18 protein-coding genes are annotated in these 17,019 nt (G+C 45.5%); 3 read left to right on the forward strand and 15 right to left on the reverse strand.

From position 1 onward, the window contains the following. Positions 1 to 102 precede the first annotated feature (102 nt). The 3 genes from glf to DWX61_RS09725 form a co-directional block, all read right to left on the reverse strand. Positions 103 to 1,218 carry a UDP-galactopyranose mutase gene (glf, locus tag DWX61_RS09715; protein ID WP_118512865.1) on the reverse strand — a complete coding sequence of 372 codons (1,116 nt, stop codon included), beginning with the start codon at positions 1,216 to 1,218 and terminating at the stop codon, positions 103 to 105. 118 nt (positions 1,219 to 1,336) lie between these two features. Next, entirely contained in the window at positions 1,337 to 2,224 is an 888-nt protein-coding gene (locus tag DWX61_RS09720) for an ROK family protein (protein WP_118512975.1), read from the reverse strand. Between the two features lie 29 nt (positions 2,225 to 2,253). Next, positions 2,254 to 2,946, reverse strand: a complete 693-nt coding sequence (locus DWX61_RS09725; RefSeq protein WP_118512866.1) for an N-acetylmannosamine-6-phosphate 2-epimerase — start codon at positions 2,944 to 2,946, stop codon at positions 2,254 to 2,256. Between the two features lie 332 nt (positions 2,947 to 3,278). On the opposite strand from DWX61_RS09725, the gene DWX61_RS19275 reads away from it, so the two are divergent. After that, on the forward strand, positions 3,279 to 3,647 hold the full coding sequence (locus tag DWX61_RS19275; RefSeq protein WP_244790501.1) for a hypothetical protein: 369 nt from the start codon (positions 3,279 to 3,281) through the stop codon (positions 3,645 to 3,647). Continuing rightward, positions 3,637 to 4,329, forward strand: a complete 693-nt coding sequence (locus DWX61_RS09730) for an Rpn family recombination-promoting nuclease/putative transposase (RefSeq protein WP_286188071.1) — start codon at positions 3,637 to 3,639, stop codon at positions 4,327 to 4,329. Before DWX61_RS19275 ends, DWX61_RS09730 begins: the two co-directional genes overlap by 11 nt. Before the next feature lie 571 nt (positions 4,330 to 4,900). Here the strand turns inward: DWX61_RS09730 and DWX61_RS09735 are convergent. The 6 genes from DWX61_RS09735 to DWX61_RS19285 all read right to left on the reverse strand — a co-directional run bounded on the left by DWX61_RS09735 (position 4,901) and on the right by DWX61_RS19285 (position 8,447). After that, a complete protein-coding gene (locus DWX61_RS09735; RefSeq protein WP_147419620.1) occupies positions 4,901 to 5,224 on the reverse strand; it encodes a hypothetical protein in 324 nt (107 codons plus the stop codon). Between the two features lie 111 nt (positions 5,225 to 5,335). Then, a complete protein-coding gene (locus DWX61_RS19280; protein WP_286188072.1) occupies positions 5,336 to 6,109 on the reverse strand; it encodes a hypothetical protein in 774 nt (257 codons plus the stop codon). Between the two features lies 1 nt (position 6,110). After that, positions 6,111 to 6,494: an SMU1112c/YaeR family gloxylase I-like metalloprotein gene (gloA2, locus tag DWX61_RS09745; RefSeq protein ID WP_118625023.1), complete on the reverse strand. Its 384-nt coding sequence runs from the start codon at positions 6,492 to 6,494 to the stop codon at positions 6,111 to 6,113. 134 nt (positions 6,495 to 6,628) lie between these two features. Further along, positions 6,629 to 6,961 (reverse strand): hypothetical protein, encoded by a 333-nt coding sequence (locus DWX61_RS09750; protein ID WP_118625025.1) that lies wholly within the window; start codon positions 6,959 to 6,961, stop codon positions 6,629 to 6,631. Between the two features lie 66 nt (positions 6,962 to 7,027). Next, positions 7,028 to 7,642, reverse strand: coding sequence for a hypothetical protein (locus DWX61_RS09755; protein WP_118625027.1), 615 nt, complete (start codon positions 7,640 to 7,642; stop codon positions 7,028 to 7,030). 133 nt (positions 7,643 to 7,775) lie between these two features. Then, positions 7,776 to 8,447 (reverse strand): 4Fe-4S dicluster domain-containing protein, encoded by a 672-nt coding sequence (locus DWX61_RS19285; protein WP_244790507.1) that lies wholly within the window; start codon positions 8,445 to 8,447, stop codon positions 7,776 to 7,778. Between the two features lie 312 nt (positions 8,448 to 8,759). Between DWX61_RS19285 and DWX61_RS09765 the strand changes: the two genes are divergently transcribed. Further along, positions 8,760 to 9,869, forward strand: a complete 1,110-nt coding sequence (locus tag DWX61_RS09765; protein WP_118625029.1) for a tyrosine-type recombinase/integrase — start codon at positions 8,760 to 8,762, stop codon at positions 9,867 to 9,869. Between the two features lie 181 nt (positions 9,870 to 10,050). Here DWX61_RS09765 and galE read toward each other — a convergent pair whose 3' ends face one another. The 6 genes from galE to greA all read right to left on the reverse strand — a co-directional run bounded on the left by galE (position 10,051) and on the right by greA (position 16,921). Continuing rightward, positions 10,051 to 11,067: a UDP-glucose 4-epimerase GalE gene (gene galE / locus DWX61_RS09770; protein ID WP_118512885.1), complete on the reverse strand. Its 1,017-nt coding sequence runs from the start codon at positions 11,065 to 11,067 to the stop codon at positions 10,051 to 10,053. Positions 11,068 to 11,159: 92 nt separating this feature from the next. Beyond that, entirely contained in the window at positions 11,160 to 12,083 is a 924-nt protein-coding gene (locus DWX61_RS09775) for a sugar phosphate nucleotidyltransferase (RefSeq protein ID WP_118625031.1), read from the reverse strand. Positions 12,084 to 12,226: 143 nt separating this feature from the next. Next, entirely contained in the window at positions 12,227 to 13,582 is a 1,356-nt protein-coding gene (locus DWX61_RS09780; protein WP_118512887.1) for a sensor histidine kinase, read from the reverse strand. Then, positions 13,579 to 14,253 (reverse strand): winged helix-turn-helix domain-containing protein, encoded by a 675-nt coding sequence (locus DWX61_RS09785; protein ID WP_118512888.1) that lies wholly within the window; start codon positions 14,251 to 14,253, stop codon positions 13,579 to 13,581. Before DWX61_RS09785 ends, DWX61_RS09780 begins: the two co-directional genes overlap by 4 nt. A 158-nt stretch (positions 14,254 to 14,411) precedes the next feature. Beyond that, the gene (locus DWX61_RS09790) at positions 14,412 to 16,232 is read right to left on the reverse strand and encodes a Na/Pi cotransporter family protein (protein ID WP_118625033.1); all 1,821 of its coding nucleotides are present in this window, start codon (positions 16,230 to 16,232) and stop codon (positions 14,412 to 14,414) included. 188 nt (positions 16,233 to 16,420) lie between these two features. After that, on the reverse strand, positions 16,421 to 16,921 hold the full coding sequence (gene greA, locus DWX61_RS09795) for a transcription elongation factor GreA (RefSeq protein ID WP_015527340.1): 501 nt from the start codon (positions 16,919 to 16,921) through the stop codon (positions 16,421 to 16,423). Positions 16,922 to 17,019: the final 98 nt, after the last annotated feature.

The following is a 17,019-nucleotide window of genomic DNA, read 5'->3' on the forward strand; positions in this document are numbered from 1 at the left end:
TCTTACTGCCATTCTATATGCATAAAATCCCCCTATATTTCTCTTTTGCCTTGGCTCCGAAATATAAGAGGATCTTATCATTTGTTATATCCAGTATCTTTTTTATGCAAGCTCCCGCTCACACATATCCAGCGCAGAAGCGATCACCGCATCCATGTCATAATATTTATATTCGCCAAGACGGCCGCCGAAGATCACCTTCGGTTCCTTCTCTGCAAGCGCCTTATACTGTGCGTAAAGCGCTCCGTTCTTCTCATCATTGACCGGATAATAGGGCTCATCCCCCGGTTTCCACTCGGAACTGTATTCCCGGCTGATCACCGTTTTCGGAAGATCATTGCCCGCCTCATCTTTTCCGAACTCAAACCATTTATGCTCAATGATACGTGTCCAAGGAGTCTCCACATCCGTATAATTCACTGCTGCATTTCCCTGGAAATTAGGTTTATTCAGTGTCTCGTTCTCAAAACGCACGGAACGATACTCCAGAGTTCCCAGCTTATAGTCAAAATACGCATCAATGGCACCTGTGTAGATCACTTTCTCCGCCATTGCATCGTACTTCTCTTTTTTCTTCAGATAATCCTCATTCAGCCGTACCTCGATACCGTCCAGCAGATTGGCAACCATCTTCGTATAACCACCCACTGGTATTCCCTGATACAGCGCATTGAAATAGTTGTTGTCAAAGGTCAGACGCACCGGAAGCCTCTTGATGATAAAAGCAGGAAGCTCCGTACATGGACGTCCCCACTGCTTCTCCGTGTAGCCCTTGATCAGCTTCTCATAAATATCCGTACCTACAAGGCTGATAGCCTGTTCCTCCAAATTTGAGGGTTCCGTGATACCTGCTGCCTGACGCTGCTCCTCAATCTTTGCCGCAGCCTCCTCCGGAGTCACCACGCCCCACATCCTGTTAAAGGTATACATATTAAACGGAAGACTGTACAGCTCCCCGTGATAATTGGCAACCGGACTGTTGGTAAAACGATTGAAGGTGGCAAACCGGGTGATATAATCCCAGACCTTCTTATTATTAGTATGGAAAATATGTGCACCGTATTTATGCACGTTGATCCCTTCCACCTTCTCTGTATATACATTTCCCGCAATATGCGGACGCTTGTCGATCACAAGCACTGACTTCCCGGCACGCTTCGCCTCCTGTGCAAAAACCGCACCGTAAAGACCTGCACCTACGATAAGATAATCGTACATTGATTTCATTCTCCCTGTTCTTTCATTGATGCTGTTATTTTAACACCGAAAAAGGGCAGCTGGCAAGAAGCCACTGTAAAATCCCGGTAAATCTTATGTAAGAATGTTGCCAAACAGATTACCCCAAGCTGCAGAAATGATAAAAGGCGCCAAGCATACCCGCATCATTCCGATGTCGTGCAAATGCGATCCTTGTATGCTCCGCCATACTGGGAACAAGATATTTTTTCAGGGCATTTTCTATTTTTTCCTTCAGAAAATCCTCCTGTGCCATGATCCCGCCGCCAAGCACAACGACCTCAGGATCGATCACATAGCAAATATTTGCGATCCCCTTGCCCAGAACATCCGTCATCTCATCAATTGCCTGAATACAGAGCCAATCTCCTCTTCCGGCCTCCTCAAAAACATGGCGGCCATCCCATTTTTCCTGCGGCTCACCCTTCCACTGTGCGACCTTTTTGGTCAGCGTACTGGCCGCTCCCCGGGTCTGGAAATCACTGTCTCCCATATGCATATAGCCAACCTCACATGCACTGTTCCCAAACCCGCGAAAAACCTTTCCGTCGATCACAATACAGCCGCCGATTCCTGTTCCCACCGTAAGGATCAGGGCAATGCGGCTTCCCTTTGCCGCACCGGAGCTGTATTCCGCAAGACCCGCACAGTTTACATCATTTTCTACCTCACACGGAATGTGAAACCTTTCTTCCAGAATTTTTTTGTACTGGATCCCTGCATAGTTTGGTATCAACGGAGACGCATAAAAAATAGATCCCTCTTTTGTATCCACCATACCGGCTGTTGAAATACAGATGCCGGAAACTGTATCCTGTGTCCGTGTGAGCAGATCTTCCACTATTCCAATAACCTTTTTAAGAATTTCCGGGCCACCCTTTTCTGCTTCCGTTTTTGTCGATCCCTTAAAAATAATCTCAGCGCTGTCACTGATCAGGCCATACTTGATGGCTGTACCGCCAATATCAAGACTGACATACATTTTCATCCTGTGATCCTCATTTACACTCTCATCCGTCATTTTCGTTCCATTACTTCAACAAATGATTTCGTGATCAGCTGTGGCCTTGTGATGATCGAGCCCACCACAACGCTGTAAGCTCCCAGCTCGATCACATGCTTCGCTTTTTCCGGTGTATTGATATTCCCCTCTGCGATCACCTTATGTTTTGCTTTCGCCACGATTTCTCTTAAAATTGCGAAATCATCCTCTTCGATCTTAGCGCCCTTGCTCTGCTCCGTATAACCAACCATCGTCGTTCCTATAAAATCAAATCCCAGCTCATCTGCATGAAGTGCCTCTTCTACTGTAGAACAGTCCGCCATCCATAGCTGATCCGGGTATCTTTCTTTTACCTCATGGAAAAACTCCTCCAGGGTTTTATTTCCGGGTCTTTTTGAGATCGTTGCATCCATTGCTATGATCTCCGGCCTTACCTCCATCAGTTCCTCGATCTCTTTCATAGTTGGCGTAATGTAAACCTCACTGTCCGCATAATCCCTCTTCACGATCCCGATGACCGGAAGATCCACCTGCGACTGTATCTCCCTGATATCCTCTTTGGTATTTGCCCGTATCCCGCATGCTCCGCCGATTTTTGCTGCCAAAGCCATTCTTCCCATAATAAATGAAGAATGCAGCGGCTCCTCCGGCAGCGCCTGACAGGATACGATCAGCTTCCCCTCCAGATTTGCTATCTTCTGATCCATTTTTGTCATTTCCCCACTTTTCTGTTGATGAAACAATGATACCATGAAACCGTTTTTCCGTAAAGTTTACAACCACATAAATCCACAGTCCCGGACCAGCAATTATTACTATTCACTGGTAATGTCCCGCGAGGTGTTTTTTGTGAGCGAAGGTCACAGAAAACCCGAGACATACCGCGCGAATTTATGCGATCAGCATATCTGTCATTTATGATCTTTTTATAAAATATCAGAGATCCGCTTCTCAAACGCCCTGATGTATGATACCCTATAACTGGATCAGATGATAAAACTATTCTGATCACATAAACAGATCGAAGGTGGTGAAACCTATGGGTACAAAGGATACCATCACCAAAGATTACATGGCTGACAACCGCGTTTTTGCGGACGTGTTCAACCATATGCTGTACAAAGGAAAAAACGTCATAGACCCTGACACTCTTCATCCACTGGATACCACAGCTCTCGCTGTCCCCTACGGATCTGGCACTTCAGAAGTGCCCGTCCAGAAATTCCGGGACGAATTCAAATCTCTTAATGTTATGCATGATGATTCCAGGATCTACCTTCTCCTGGGGATTGAGAACCAGTCGGAAGCACACTATGTAACGCAAGTGCAAAGCAATTGCGTTCATGAGCATGTAGCAAAGCGGAATGCGAACGTCCGCTTTTTTGCCGGTCAAGAACATGGTCTATGATGCATTAGAATACGCAGGGCAGGTAGAAAATTCCGCCAGATCCCACAGAGAAGCAAAGCAATGGCCTTCCACATCCGGAGAATATCTCACCGGCTTCTACAAGGATGACCGGCTGATCCCGGTCATAACCACAGTCGTGTACTTCGGTTCCGACACCTGGAACGCTCCCAGAAGCCTCCACGAAATGCTCTCTGTCCAGGACCCTGAGATCCTTTCTCTGGTCCCGGATTACCGGATCAATCTCTTCTCACCTGCCGAGATAAAGGATGAAGAACTTGATAAACTCCAGAGCAATCTCAAAGAAGTCATGCTCTTCATCAAATATTCCAAAGATAAACGGAAGCTCCAGGAGCTCACCACACAGAGCCCCGGTTTCCGCTCACTCGAGCTCAAAGCAGCCCGGGTCATCGACTCCATAACAGGTATCAACTTACGTTTCACAGAAACAGAAGGGAGTGTTAATATGTGTCAGGCTGTTCAGGAAATGTGCGATGATGCACGTGCCGAAGGCCGTCAGGCCGGATTGGCAGAAGGGCGTACTGCTGGGCTCGCAGAGGGCCTTCAGGAACAAGCTATACTGACAGCACAGCGTATGCTTCAGGATCCAAGATTCTCCCCTGAAGACATATCCAGATTTTCTGGCCTTTCTCTTGAGGAAGTGCTGAAATTACAGAAAAAATAGTTCGTATTGGAAATGCTCAGATCCTTTGTGGGGAATCTGAGCATTTTGCTATTTTATAATACCAATATTACTTTATATCACAGAACACTTCTTCTTGAATCCAAGTCACAATTTGATAGTTTCCTTTTATTCATTCTGGACAACCAACTCTCCGCGACTTACTTCTATTCCCCTGCCTGCCGTTATCTTATGCGAGTAACCGAGGTGCACATTTACCGGAATAATATCGCAAGCGCACAGCGTCCACGTCGTAAAGGAATCATCGAGTACGAACACCAATTATTATGCAGCCAACGGTTGGATTGGAGTAAATTTGAGTATGCCCAAAAGACATACATAGAGTGGAGCAAGTCCAAGGACTGGATGAGGATGAAGAGAAGATAAACTGAGAGCCACAGTCTCCCCGTGGCCCCAGAGTCAGGGCTAAACAAAACGGAGTGAACAATAACCAGCAAATTATTGTTTACTCCGTTTTGTTTAGCCCTGACTAGCTGTCCAGTTAATAGAGATCACACACAGCGAGGTTTTTTTAACTCCAGAAGTTCATTTTATTTTAGTCACAAACTATATATCACACACTATAAATTTCCATCATAAGCCGTATCCCGACTTTCAGGCCTTCCTCAAAAGCGGTCTTCTCCCATGCACAGCACACCGTCCCCTGCCGGTCCATGATCTTTTCCCAAAGTGGAATCTTATCTCCGACATAATCATCTACCAACCTATCCATACCATCTAGCCCACGCAGCCACTCTTCCAGTTCCTTTTCCTTGGCCTTTGCTGCCTTCCCTGCAACTGTGTTTTTCTCTACTGGGGTGTTCTCTGTGTAATGCTCGCAGATCAGACCCAGCAGGTTCTCCACCGGTGGATAATACTCCGGCTCTGTTTTCTTCAAATACTCCTCCAGCATTTCCTTCAATTTTTCTATAATGCTACCGTCCTTCCAAACTGAGATTCATTTCCTCAGTTACGGTACATATTACCGTAGACTTTTGCACATAGCAACCTATTTTTTGCGGTCTTTTGGATGCCCCATCTTTTCCTTCACTTCATCCGGCACATCGATCAACCCAAACCGGTAGAACATTCCATATATGTAAGCCACTCCCCGGATATCCCCCAAAGCTTTGGGTCTCTCTACTACTTCATCTTTTATATTTCCCAGTGCCAAAACTATAGAACTCCATGCCAGACTTTTGCTCTTCTCCCGGCGGTCGATCCACAGCTCCTTCGTGTACTCGCCATTCCTGCCTTTTTTAATTTCGTAAGAGAATGGCAACCCAGAGTAGGTTTTGAATTTCACACCAGCATAAGCCACAACCACACCCCATAAGTTTTCCTCTGTCGGATCAGCCTTCCACCGTTTCATTACTCTGTATCTCCGCTGCCGCTCTGCCCCAACACTGATTTTTTCTTTTTCTGCTGTGCTTGGGAAGTACACACCTTTTTTATATGGCAGGTACGAGGTGACGGAGGCTTTGGAGAGTTGAAGAGTATTTGCGGTTGAAAGTATGGATGTTTTGTAGTCTTGTATTTCACGGTATTCTTCAAAAGTTTTTTTTACTTTTTCCGCCACTTCCGATTCATACACACCAGCTGTGATGAGCAACTTTCTTACTTTGATAGGGTTTAGGTTCAGAGCATCGCCGATGGATTGGAGGGAGCAGTCCTCCCCATAAAGTGTCGCAGCAGCATCCATCTGCTCTTTCAGATTCTTCCCGGCATCGTACTCCGGCTTCAACTTCTTCCGGCCTCCACCGGGTTTTCTCGTTTTCTTCATTTTACTCATGCAGTTCCAGCGGCAGTCCGTCCGGGTCCTGGAAGAAAGTCATTTTCTTGCCGGTATAATCATCCACACGGATCGGCTCACACTCAATGCCTACCTCTGCCAGCTCATTCACTGTCTGTTCCACGCTATCAACGCAGAACGCTAGATGTCGTAGGCCACAGGCCTCCGGTCGGTTCACACGCTTCGGTGGGTTTTCCTCAGCGAAAATCTCCAGCTCTGTGTTTTCATTGACACGCAGATCCAGCTTCCAGTCTTTACGCTCTGGGCGGTAGTTTTCTCTGATGACAGAGAATCCCAGCTTGTTTGCATAGAAATCCTTTGCGGCTTCGTAGTCAGATACTATGATTGCAATGTGGTGTATTTTTGATAAGTTCATTTTGTTTCACACTCCATTTCTTCTATCTCATTTTTATTTTCGTTCCAAGCTATATAACAACCTTCAAATAATACCGTGTGAACTCCTGGAGTTCAGTTTGTCCACACGGCATTTATTTTTTCTTGGGTTCTTGTTTATTTCAGTTTTTCGAGGATCTCATCCGCGCTCATGCCGCTTGCCAGCAGCTTCTTCAGTACATTCTCGGCTTCCGATTTTTTTGCTTCTTCAGCGGCTTTAGCCTCCGCCTTTGCCTTCTTCGCTTCCAGCGTTGCCACTTCTTTTTCGGCCTTCTTCAAAGCAGTCTTCTTCTCTTTCAGATCAGCCTTCAAAGTGTCAATGTTGGCGGTGATGGATGCGATCTCAGCAGTTAGGGAAGTGATAGATTCCTGCTTCTCTGCGATCTGAGATGCGTAGTCTTTAGTAATATTGATTTTGGGACGGTTTTTGCTGCCTTTCGTTCTGGGCATAGGTGATAACCTCTTTTCTTTTATAGTTGTTTAAGTATATCACTGTGTTTGGGGTAGTGGGGAATATTAGTTTTCATCATCGATTATTTGGCATACTTCACCATCTATGCAAGCAAACATTTCTCCCATTGGAGTAAAGTGATACGTCCAGTTGTCAAGCTCAAACAATTCCGATTTTTTGTTCGGCACATCTGGCTCATTAGAGGTTGCAATCTTGCTTAAGTATTTCATCTCAAGCAAATATAAAGCGCCTAATGCATAAAGAACATTCTTTTGATTGGCCATCTGTATATTCGCATAGCGACTATGTTTAATCTTACAAAATCCATCCCAAAATGTCAGTGACTGCGCCGGATTTGCTGTATTCCACCCCTGATATGGCTGAAATTCCATATCTCGCTCTGGAATTAGAACTTTTTGATTTACAATATCAGAATAATCATTTAACACAAAGGTGCAATAATCATTCATGTTTTTTCGATCTTCAGCGGCAAACCCACAATACACCTTAAAGAAATTATCCAATTCTGCTCCAATTGATTGCAGCAAAAGAGCATATTCATTAGAAAAGGTTCCTGCATTCTGCCAATCCAACTCAATGTAATTCAATGTGTTTTTAAATTTTTCTTCTAACACAAGATAATAACGCCAATAATGTTGTAAGAATTCTTTTCGTGCCATACATCACACCTCCTTACATTTTCAATTGTTTCTCTCACATCTTCGCCGATCATAAGATCGTTGCCTGCTGCTCACCACGGAGAGGTGTGTGGTTATTTATAGAGCAGCGTAGGGAGCTACCGCTCCCAGTATATCACATTTCACTTGCTTTCGCTACCTTGAATGGACAGACTTTCAAACACTGGTAGCATCGAACACACTTACTTTCATCAATCTGTGGATATTCAAAGCCTTCTTCATGCAGCATATCATATTTGTATTCAAAAACTACGGATGGTGACATGAGTCTGGCGTTTTCCGGAAAGTCTCTGCCTGACAGCCGGCAATGCATCCAGGTCCATGTGTCTCCTGTCCAAACACGCAGTGTGATCTCTTTAGCGGAAAAATCCTGATACATTCCTTTGTAATAGGTAACTGCTGCATTTAGTTTCTCTGCTCTGCCGATCTTCTCATCCTGGGTAAAACGGCTGAGATAGCTTTTGGCTGAAGCAATTCCCTCATTGGCTGCTGCTCTTCGAAAATACAGCGGAACCTTTTGCCAGGGGAGGGGATCTGATGGTATGCGTCCGCCTCGTCCCGGAATACTCATGATCTCCAGCTCGCGTAAAGTCTGCTGGCTTCCCAGTTCCCAGAGTTCCGTATGATCCAGAAGCAGGTTGTAATAAAATTCAGCGATCCGGTTATAAAATTCCTGCGTGGTCCGCAGCCATTCCGGATGTCTGCACCAGAGATGCAGTCGCCAGGTTGTGATGCTGTAGCCGCTTTTTCCGGTGTTTTCTTTTTTGCCGGTTTCCGGTTCTTTCATTTTGGTTCTCCGTTTTTTGTAAAGAAAAATCATTATAATATAACTTATCTAAATTATTATTTCCTGTCGCTTATCATTTCCATAAGCGACAGGTGATTTTCTCTCAAATTGCATAGTTTTTGAATCTTAATCAATGATAGCATTGCACCCTGTCACTGTCAAGATGCGAAAAATGCACCACTTTCGACCAAAAATGCAGTTTTTTTCGGTTAAATATTTTTATATACGACAAATTTTTCTTTTTTTCGCTTATTAGTGGTCACAAAAATGGTCAGACTTTTGCTATAATAGTGCGAAAAGGAGACTACGATTATGCCTAGAAAAGGGGAAAATATCAGAAAAAGGAAAGACGGAAGATGGGAGGCGCGCTATGAAAAATGCCGTGACCAGAATGGACGGATCCAGTACGGATATCTGTATGGTCGTACATATGAAGCTGTAAAACAGAAAAAACTGGACATCCTGTGTCAGAACGATCCTCGGAAATTTTGCGGAAAACGCTACGTATTTCGAAATCTCAGTGAAGAATGGATGCTTTCCATGCGTTATGCAGTGAAACTTAGCACCTATGCATGCTATGAGACACTGCTCGATACACATATCCTTCCGGAATTTGGAGATACACCTCTGAAATATATCTCTTCTGCTTCTGTATACGCTTTCTCCGAAAAGCTGAAACGTCAAGGGCTTTCACCACGTACGATCAAAAATCTTCTGATCCTGTTCCACAGTATTTTACGCTATGGTGAGAAGCAGGGTTATCTGAATCTTTCACAACTGGATTTTCGGTATCCAAAAATAAATACCAGTCCTTTCGAGCTTATTTCTTCTGAAAATCTTACAAAACTGATCACGACTCTCTCCGCTGAGGATTCTGAGTTTTCCATCGGCATCCTGTTATGCATTTACACAGGGATCCGTGTTGGAGAGCTCAGCGGCATTCGCTGGGAAGATATTGATTTTGATGAAAAACTGCTACATATAAGACGAACGATCTCACGAATAAAAAATCTTGATTATTCTGGTGCATCTGATGACGAACCCAAAACCGTTTTAATGATAGGTCCTCCTAAATCAGTCTCATCCATCAGGGATATTCCAATCCCTGATTTTTTATTGAAAAAAATGGAACGGATTGCTGCTGAACCTGATTCATACCTGCTGACGAGTACGAATCGTAAATGCATGGAACCCAGAAATATCCAGCGAAAATTCCAGCGGGTTCTTCAGCAATGCGAAATCCCCAGCATCAACATCCATTCTCTCAGGCATGCATTTGCCACCAGATGTACAGAGATGGGATTTGACAGCAAGACACTTTCTGAAATTCTCGGGCATTCGTCCGTCAAGATTACCATGGATATTTATGTGCACAGCAGTATAAAACAAAAGCAGAAGTGCATGGAGAAGCTGAGCTATTAGCAGTCAGAATTATGGTCAAAGCAGGCCGGAAGTCCGCTTTTATACGGGTTTCCGGCCTGTTTGTCGCTTATGGAAATGATAAGCGACTTTTTTTCCCTCAAAAAAAACAACACGGCAGACGTCCCTCCGGGGCTGTCTGCCGTATTTTATATCAATTTTATGTAATTAGGCTTTCTGTTCCTTAAGCCTCATATCCATTAGGGTTCTGGCTCTGCCATCTCCAGGAGTCTGCACACATCTCGCGGATTCCGTTCTCTGCCTTCCAGCCAAGCTCTTTCTCTGCTTTGGTTGCATCGGAGTAGCAGGTTGCGATGTCGCCTGGGCGGCGTGGTTTGATCACATATGGGATCTTGACGCCGGTAGCTGCCTCAAAGTTCTTAACGATATCAAGAACACTATAGCCTTTTCCGGTTCCAAGGTTGTAGATGCTTAATCCGGAATTGTCTTCCAGCTTCTTAAGGGCTTTTACATGGCCCTTGGCAAGATCTACTACGTGAATGTAGTCACGGACACCTGTTCCATCCGGTGTATCGTAATCGTTTCCGAATACGCCAAGCTCTTTCAGCTTGCCTACTGCTACCTGTGTGATATATGGCATCAGGTTGTTCGGGATACCATTTGGATTCTCACCGATGGTTCCACTCTTATGAGCACCGATCGGGTTGAAGTAACGAAGAAGAACTACATTCCACTCCGGGTCTGCCTTCTGGATGTCTGTAAGGATCTGCTCCAGCATGGATTTGGTCCAGCCATATGGGTTGGTACACTGTCCCTTCGGGCACTCCTCGGTGATCGGGATCATTGCCGGATCTCCGTATACGGTTGCTGAGGAAGAGAAAATAATATTTTTAACATTATGCTTTCTCATCACGTCTACAAGGGTAAGGGTTCCTGCGATATTGTTCTCATAATACTCCCACGGCTTGGCAACAGATTCACCAACTGCCTTCAGTCCTGCAAAATGAATACAGGAATCGATCTCTTCCTTGTCAAAAACCTCATTTAATGCATCGCGGTCCAGGATATCTGCTTTATAGAATTTCACCGGTTTGCCTGTGATCTTGGATACTCTGTCCAGAGCCTTCTCACTGGAATTGCATAAATTGTCAACTACTACAACATCATATCCTGCGCTCTGCAGCTCTACAACGGTATGACTTCCAATGTATCCTGCTCCGCCTGTTACTAAAATTGCCATAGTTTTTCTCCTCCTCTATTGGATCTAACTGTTCCTGTTTATTTTAGCACTGTTCCTTTGTTTCCACAATAGCCGAAAACCAGGTTTACTACTTAATCCCAGAGTCCTTGCGGATAAAGTCCCTGATCCTTCAGATTCTGGATCGCGGCTACCACTACCGGTTTGTCCTCTTTATAGGTCACTCCGTACCATTTATCCTGTGTGGTAAGGACTTTGACTGCTGCCTTTTTTTCCTGAAGGAGCTCGTCAACTACAAACGGAAGAAAATATTCGCATTTCAGAGGATTTTCCGGGATGCTCTTTTCAAGGAATACCGGGAAGCGTTTTACCAGCTCTTTCATAAATCCACCGGTGAATCCCCACATGTTCATGGATACCGGAGTCTCTCCCGGGAGACTTGTCCAGGTTTTTCCATCGTCCTCTGTGTAGGCTGCTCCGCCGTCACGTTTCTCAATGTGTGTTCGCTCATTGATATCTGCAAGATATCCATTTTCATCTGTCTCACAGACACCTCTGGAAACGTAGCCGTTGTCTGTCAGGGTGTTCTCAAGACGGTAGCCTACCATCATATACTGGGCAGGTACGGTGTCCTCCTGGGCCTGGATCAGGAAATCATACGCCATCTTAAAGGCATGGGTTCCATAATAATCATCTGCATTGATCACCACAAACGGTCCGTCGATCTCTCCGGCACAGCTTAATACCGCATGTCCGGTTCCCCATGGCTTCACACGGCCTTCCGGAACCTGGAAGCCTTCCGGGATGTTGTTGAGATCCTGATGCACATAAACGATCTCCACCTTGTCACTTAAGCGGTCGCCGATGGCATCGCGGAAATCCTGTTCATTCTCTTTTTTTATGATGAATATCACTTTCTTAAAGCCTGCACGTACGGCATCATAAATGGAAAAATCCATAATGATATGACCTTCCTGATCTACAGGATCGATCTGTTTCAGTCCGCCGTAGCGGCTTCCCATTCCTGCTGCCATTACTACCAGAACCGGCTCTTTCATAATCTTGTTCCTCCTGATTTTTAGAAATACAGGGATTTTTTCCCATACATAGTTTAAGCCGGTCAGATTCTCATCCGACCGGCCTTTGAACCTTTTTTTATTATACTACACTTCACCGTGAAATCCTACTGATTATTTTCAGTTTATTTTCGGTCAGAAGTATTCTCCGGGAAAACGATCTCCATCCTGGTTCCAACTCCCTGTTCACTTTCCACGTTGATCTGTGCATGATGAAGCGTTGCTCCATGCTTCACAATGGAAAGACCCAGACCTGTTCCGCCGGTCTGTCTGGAATGGCTTTTGTCTACCCGGTAAAAGCGCTCAAAGATCCTTCCCTGTTCACTTTTCGGGATTCCGATCCCGTCATCTGCCACACAGTAGAACGGATGCCCTTTCCGGTTGCCTACCATGATCCGCACATGACCATTCTGTTCTGTATAGCGAACTGCATTGTCTGCAATATTAAAAAGCATCTCATAGAGTACATGGCGGACGCCCTGGATCTTCTCTGTACTTCCGGCAAGCTCAAGGGAAATATTTTTCTTTCCGGCAGGATGTCTGAGATTATTTCTTACGTCTTCTGCAAGCTCATAAAGATCCACCTCTTCAAAAGGAACCTCACTGTTGCTTTCATCCAGTCTGGAAAGCTGGATGATATCCGCTACCAGATTGGAAAGTCTTATTGATTCATGGTAGATCCTTCCGGAAAATTCCTGTATATGATCTGCCGGAACCATGCCGTTCATCATAAGCTCCGCATAACCGGAAATGGACATCAGCGGGGTCTTCAGCTCATGGGAAACATTTGCAGAAAATTCCTTCCGGATTTCCTCTGCCTCCTTCAGTTCTTTTACCTGCTGCCGGATCTGCCGATTCTGTTCATCCACCCGCACAAGAAGGGGACGCAGCTCCTCATAGCACACGTTGTTCAGTGGATGCTCCAGATCCAGATCGTTGACCGGACGGATCAGCTCTCTGGTCTGTCTCTGTGCAAAAACAAACTCCAGGATCAGTACCAGGAGCATCAGAAGTCCCAGCACTGCAAGACTTGAGGTCCATGTGGAATATATGGAATCTACGGTTTTTCCCACCCGGAGCACGTTTCCGTCATCCAGCTTCACCGCATAATAAAAGGTCTTTTTTGCAAAGGTTTCCGAATAACGGATACTTTCGCTTTTTCCGTTTTTTTCTGCCTGTATAAATTCCGGACGATCACTGTGATTTGCCAGTTTTTTCGGAGATGTCTCAGAATCGTAGAGAACGGTTCCGTCTTTACGGATGAGAGTCACACGACTTGATGATACTGTCTGGAGCTTTTTTGTGAGAAAGGAATCTCCATACTCATCCATGGCAAGGCAGATATACTGAGCTTCCTCACGGACTCCCCGCTGCATGTATGTGTTTAATTTATTGTAGGTGACCACACTTGCTGCCAGAAACGTGACAAGAACAGCAAAAATGATCATAATGCTTGTATGATGCAGAATTTTCTTTTTCATACATGATCTCCGATCCGGTATCCCACACCACGCACTGTCTCAATCAGATTTCCGGCTTCCCCAAGCTTCTGTCGGAGAGTCCGTACATGAACATCTACAGTCCTCGTTTCTCCGTCAAAATCATAGCCCCACACATGGCACAGGATCTGGTTTCTGGACATGACCAGTCCTTTGTTCTCCATAAGATATTCCAGAAGTTCAAATTCCTTTCTGGTCAGCTCTTTCACCTCACCCTGATAGCAGACTTCGTGACGGGACACATTGACACGAAGGCCCTTGCAGTGCAGCTCCCTCTCTTCACTCTGCCTTGCGCAGCGCCGAAGGACCGCTTTGACCCTGGCTACAAATTCCATCATCCCGAAGGGCTTGGTGATATAATCATCTGCGCCGCTCTCCAGACCTTTTACCTTGTCAAACTCCGCTTCTTTGGCTGTGACCATGATCACCGGGATATCCCGGGTCCTGGTATCACTTTTCAGTCGTTTCAAAATATTATACCCGTCTTCACCCGGGAGCATGATGTCCAGCAGGATCAGCTCCGGTAGATTTTTTTTCATGGCTGTGTCAAGTTCTGCCCCGGTTTCAAAACCTTCTGCCTCAAAGCCTGTTGTCTCCAGGGTATAGACAAGAAGCTCTCTGATATTTCTCTCATCTTCCACACAGTAGATCATTCTATATCCTCTCTGTTCGTTTTTTTGCCGTTGGCACTTCATAATCGTCTGGTCTTTTTTGTTCCATGCCTTCAGTATAACTGCTTTCTTTTTACTGCACAAGCCCTGGCCGTCTGCTGATACAGATAACCAGGGCATAGCATTATTTCGATATCTTTTTATTGGCTGCCTGCCGCTGCCATCTGGGCTGCAGCCGGCTCATCCTTTATTTCCGGAAGCTGATACTGACTCCGGATCACCTCCAGCTCACGGTAGAAGGTTTCGTCCGGCCCATGTTTGATCTGCTTCAGGTGCTGATGTGTATCAAAAGCATCTTCATGAACCTGTGTCACACAGACACCGATATTGGAACAGTGATCTGCCACACGCTCCAGGCTGGTAGTCACATCGGACAGGATGAATCCCATTTCAATGGTACATTCCCCGGCGCGAAGTCTCTGGATATGCCGGTACTTCAGTTCCTTGCTGAGTTCATCGATCACTTCCTCCAGTGGCTCGATCTCTCTCGCAAGCTGCACGTCCTGATTTTCGTAAACCTTGTAAGCAATATCTACAATATCTTCCACCGCATGCTCCATGACACGTAACTCTTCCAGCGCCTTATCCGAAAACTTCAGGCCTTTTTCATAAAGCTCCTGTGCGGATTCCATGATGTTCACACCGTGATCGGAAATCCTCTCGAAATCACCGATACAGTGGAGCATGATGGAAACACTGTGACTGTCATGAACGGAAAGATCCTTCTGGTTCAGCTTTACAAGATAGGTTCCAAGCTCATCCTCATAACGATCTACCTTTTTCTCTGCTTCTTCCACCAGAACCTTTCCTTCTGCGCTGAAATTCTTCAGAAGATCCAGGGCGGTAAACAGAGTTCTGTGAGAATCCTCTGCCATTTTTTTCGCTGCATTCCTGCTCTGCTCAACTGCAAATGCAGGTTTCTCCAGAAAACGGCTTTCCAGGATCATGAAATCCGGATCTGCTGCCACCTTCTCCTGCTCTTCCTTCCTGTCGCGGATAGTAAGACAGGCAAGCTTCTCCAGAGCCTTTCCGAACGGAAGAAGGACAAGAGTTGCCGTAATATTGAAGGTACTGTGCAGAATCGCGATCCCGGCCGGAGTCGCTGCCTGCGTCATAAATGAAAAATGTACTGCTGCATTTATCGCATAAAATACTGCCATGAACAGCATGGTTCCGATCAGATTGAAATACAGATGGACCATAGCCGCACGTTTTGCGTTTTTGCTGGCTCCGATGGCTGAAAGGATCGCAGTGATACAGGTACCGATATTCTGTCCCATGATAATAGGAAGTGCTGCACTGAACGGTACCATTCCGGTAAGACACAATGCCTGGAGGATACCAACCGATGCGGAGGACGACTGGATGATCGCTGTCAGCACTGCTCCAGCCACAACTCCCAGGATCGGGTTGGAAAATTTCACCAGCATTCCGGTAAACTCCGGTACCTCTGCAAGAGGTTCCACAGCTCCGCTCATGGCATTCATTCCATACATCAGGATCGCAAAGCCTACTAAGATCGCTCCCACGTCCTTTTTCTTCTGGCTTTTTGTAAACATGATCAGAACCACGCCGATCAGTGCCAGAATCGGTGAAAATGACGTCGGCTTAAAAAGCTGGATAATAAAGTTATCACTCTGGATACCTGTAAGACTTAAGATCCATGAGGTTACGGTAGTACCGATATTGGCACCCATGATGATTCCCACAACCTGGGACAGCTTCATGATTCCCGAGTTTACAAAACCAACGACCATAACGGTAGTTGCCGAGGATGACTGGATCACTGCAGTCACACCCAGTCCAAGAAGAACGGCTCTGATGGGATTGGAGGTAAGTGTCTCCAGGATCCGCTCAAGCTTTCCGCCTGCAACCTTCGCAAGCCCGTCTCCCATTAAGTTCATTCCATAAAGGAAAATAGCAAGGCCGCCAAGCAATGCCAGTACGCTGAAAAAGTCCATAATACTCTCCTTCACTTTCTCTTTTTGATATGTTTGATTTCCTTTTTCTCATTTCAACGATTTTCATAATAGCGGCCTATTGTAAAATTTTCCCCACCGGAATGTAAAATCTGTGTAAAAAAATAAAACAGAGGATCCTGATACGGGAAACAGATTTCCCATCAGAATCACTCTGTCCTATATATCGTTCAGAATCCGCGGATCTCCTCATCCTCAGATCCGGTCTTGTCGATGGATTTTATTACAAGGTAATAGCTGTAATCATCATTGACCTTTACTTCCACCCGGTCTCCTACACGATGACCGCGCAGTGCCTTGCCGATAGGCGATTCGATACTGATACGGTTTTCCATGGAATTTCCACGGATGGAAGTAACCAGCTTGTACTTCTCCACCTCATTATCTTCTTCAAAAAGAACTTCCACGATATCGTCCATTCCCACTTCGTCTGATCTGGAAGCATCGGATACAATGGAAGCGGTCTTCAGCATCCTCTCCAGATAACGGATGCGGCTCTCATTCTGATTCTTATGCTTCTTGGCTGCATAATACTCAAAGTTCTCACTTAAGTCTCCCTGGGCACGTGCCTCCTTGACCGCCTCAATGGCTTCCTTACGTACTACCAGTTTACGGTGTTCGATCTCCTGCTCTATTTTTTCAACATCCTTGCGGGTAAGCTGTTCTCTCATTTCTCTGGCATCTCCTTTTCTTTATAACATTCAGACTGATTCTGAATCTGTTCTCCACTTCCCATGAAGCTTCTGTCACAGATACAGAATTCTGGAAG

It is taken from the genome of Ruminococcus sp. AF20-12LB, from assembly GCF_003478985.1.
Lineage (GTDB): Bacteria > Bacillota > Clostridia > Lachnospirales > Lachnospiraceae > Blautia_A.

What these genes read in the sequence shown, in the direction of transcription:
- glf (WP_118512865.1), bottom strand. Translation starts at nt 1,218, where the DNA reads ATGTACGATTATCTTATCGTAGGTGCAGGTCTTTACGGTGCGGTTTTT.
- DWX61_RS09720 (WP_118512975.1), bottom strand. Translation starts at nt 2,224, where the DNA reads ATGAAAATGTATGTCAGTCTTGATATTGGCGGTACAGCCATCAAGTAT.
- DWX61_RS09725 (WP_118512866.1), bottom strand. Translation starts at nt 2,946, where the DNA reads ATGGATCAGAAGATAGCAAATCTGGAGGGGAAGCTGATCGTATCCTGT.
- DWX61_RS19275 (WP_244790501.1), top strand. Translation starts at nt 3,279, where the DNA reads ATGGGTACAAAGGATACCATCACCAAAGATTACATGGCTGACAACCGC.
- DWX61_RS09730 (WP_286188071.1), top strand. Translation starts at nt 3,637, where the DNA reads ATGGTCTATGATGCATTAGAATACGCAGGGCAGGTAGAAAATTCCGCC.
- DWX61_RS19280 (WP_286188072.1), bottom strand. Translation starts at nt 6,109, where the DNA reads ATGAAGAAAACGAGAAAACCCGGTGGAGGCCGGAAGAAGTTGAAGCCG.
- gloA2 (WP_118625023.1), bottom strand. Translation starts at nt 6,494, where the DNA reads ATGAACTTATCAAAAATACACCACATTGCAATCATAGTATCTGACTAC.
- DWX61_RS09750 (WP_118625025.1), bottom strand. Translation starts at nt 6,961, where the DNA reads ATGCCCAGAACGAAAGGCAGCAAAAACCGTCCCAAAATCAATATTACT.
- DWX61_RS09755 (WP_118625027.1), bottom strand. Translation starts at nt 7,642, where the DNA reads ATGGCACGAAAAGAATTCTTACAACATTATTGGCGTTATTATCTTGTG.
- DWX61_RS19285 (WP_244790507.1), bottom strand. Translation starts at nt 8,447, where the DNA reads ATGAAAGAACCGGAAACCGGCAAAAAAGAAAACACCGGAAAAAGCGGC.
- DWX61_RS09765 (WP_118625029.1), top strand. Translation starts at nt 8,760, where the DNA reads ATGCCTAGAAAAGGGGAAAATATCAGAAAAAGGAAAGACGGAAGATGG.
- galE (WP_118512885.1), bottom strand. Translation starts at nt 11,067, where the DNA reads ATGGCAATTTTAGTAACAGGCGGAGCAGGATACATTGGAAGTCATACC.
- DWX61_RS09775 (WP_118625031.1), bottom strand. Translation starts at nt 12,083, where the DNA reads ATGAAAGAGCCGGTTCTGGTAGTAATGGCAGCAGGAATGGGAAGCCGC.
- DWX61_RS09780 (WP_118512887.1), bottom strand. Translation starts at nt 13,582, where the DNA reads ATGAAAAAGAAAATTCTGCATCATACAAGCATTATGATCATTTTTGCT.
- DWX61_RS09785 (WP_118512888.1), bottom strand. Translation starts at nt 14,253, where the DNA reads ATGATCTACTGTGTGGAAGATGAGAGAAATATCAGAGAGCTTCTTGTC.
- DWX61_RS09790 (WP_118625033.1), bottom strand. Translation starts at nt 16,232, where the DNA reads ATGGACTTTTTCAGCGTACTGGCATTGCTTGGCGGCCTTGCTATTTTC.
- greA (WP_015527340.1), bottom strand. Translation starts at nt 16,921, where the DNA reads ATGAGAGAACAGCTTACCCGCAAGGATGTTGAAAAAATAGAGCAGGAG.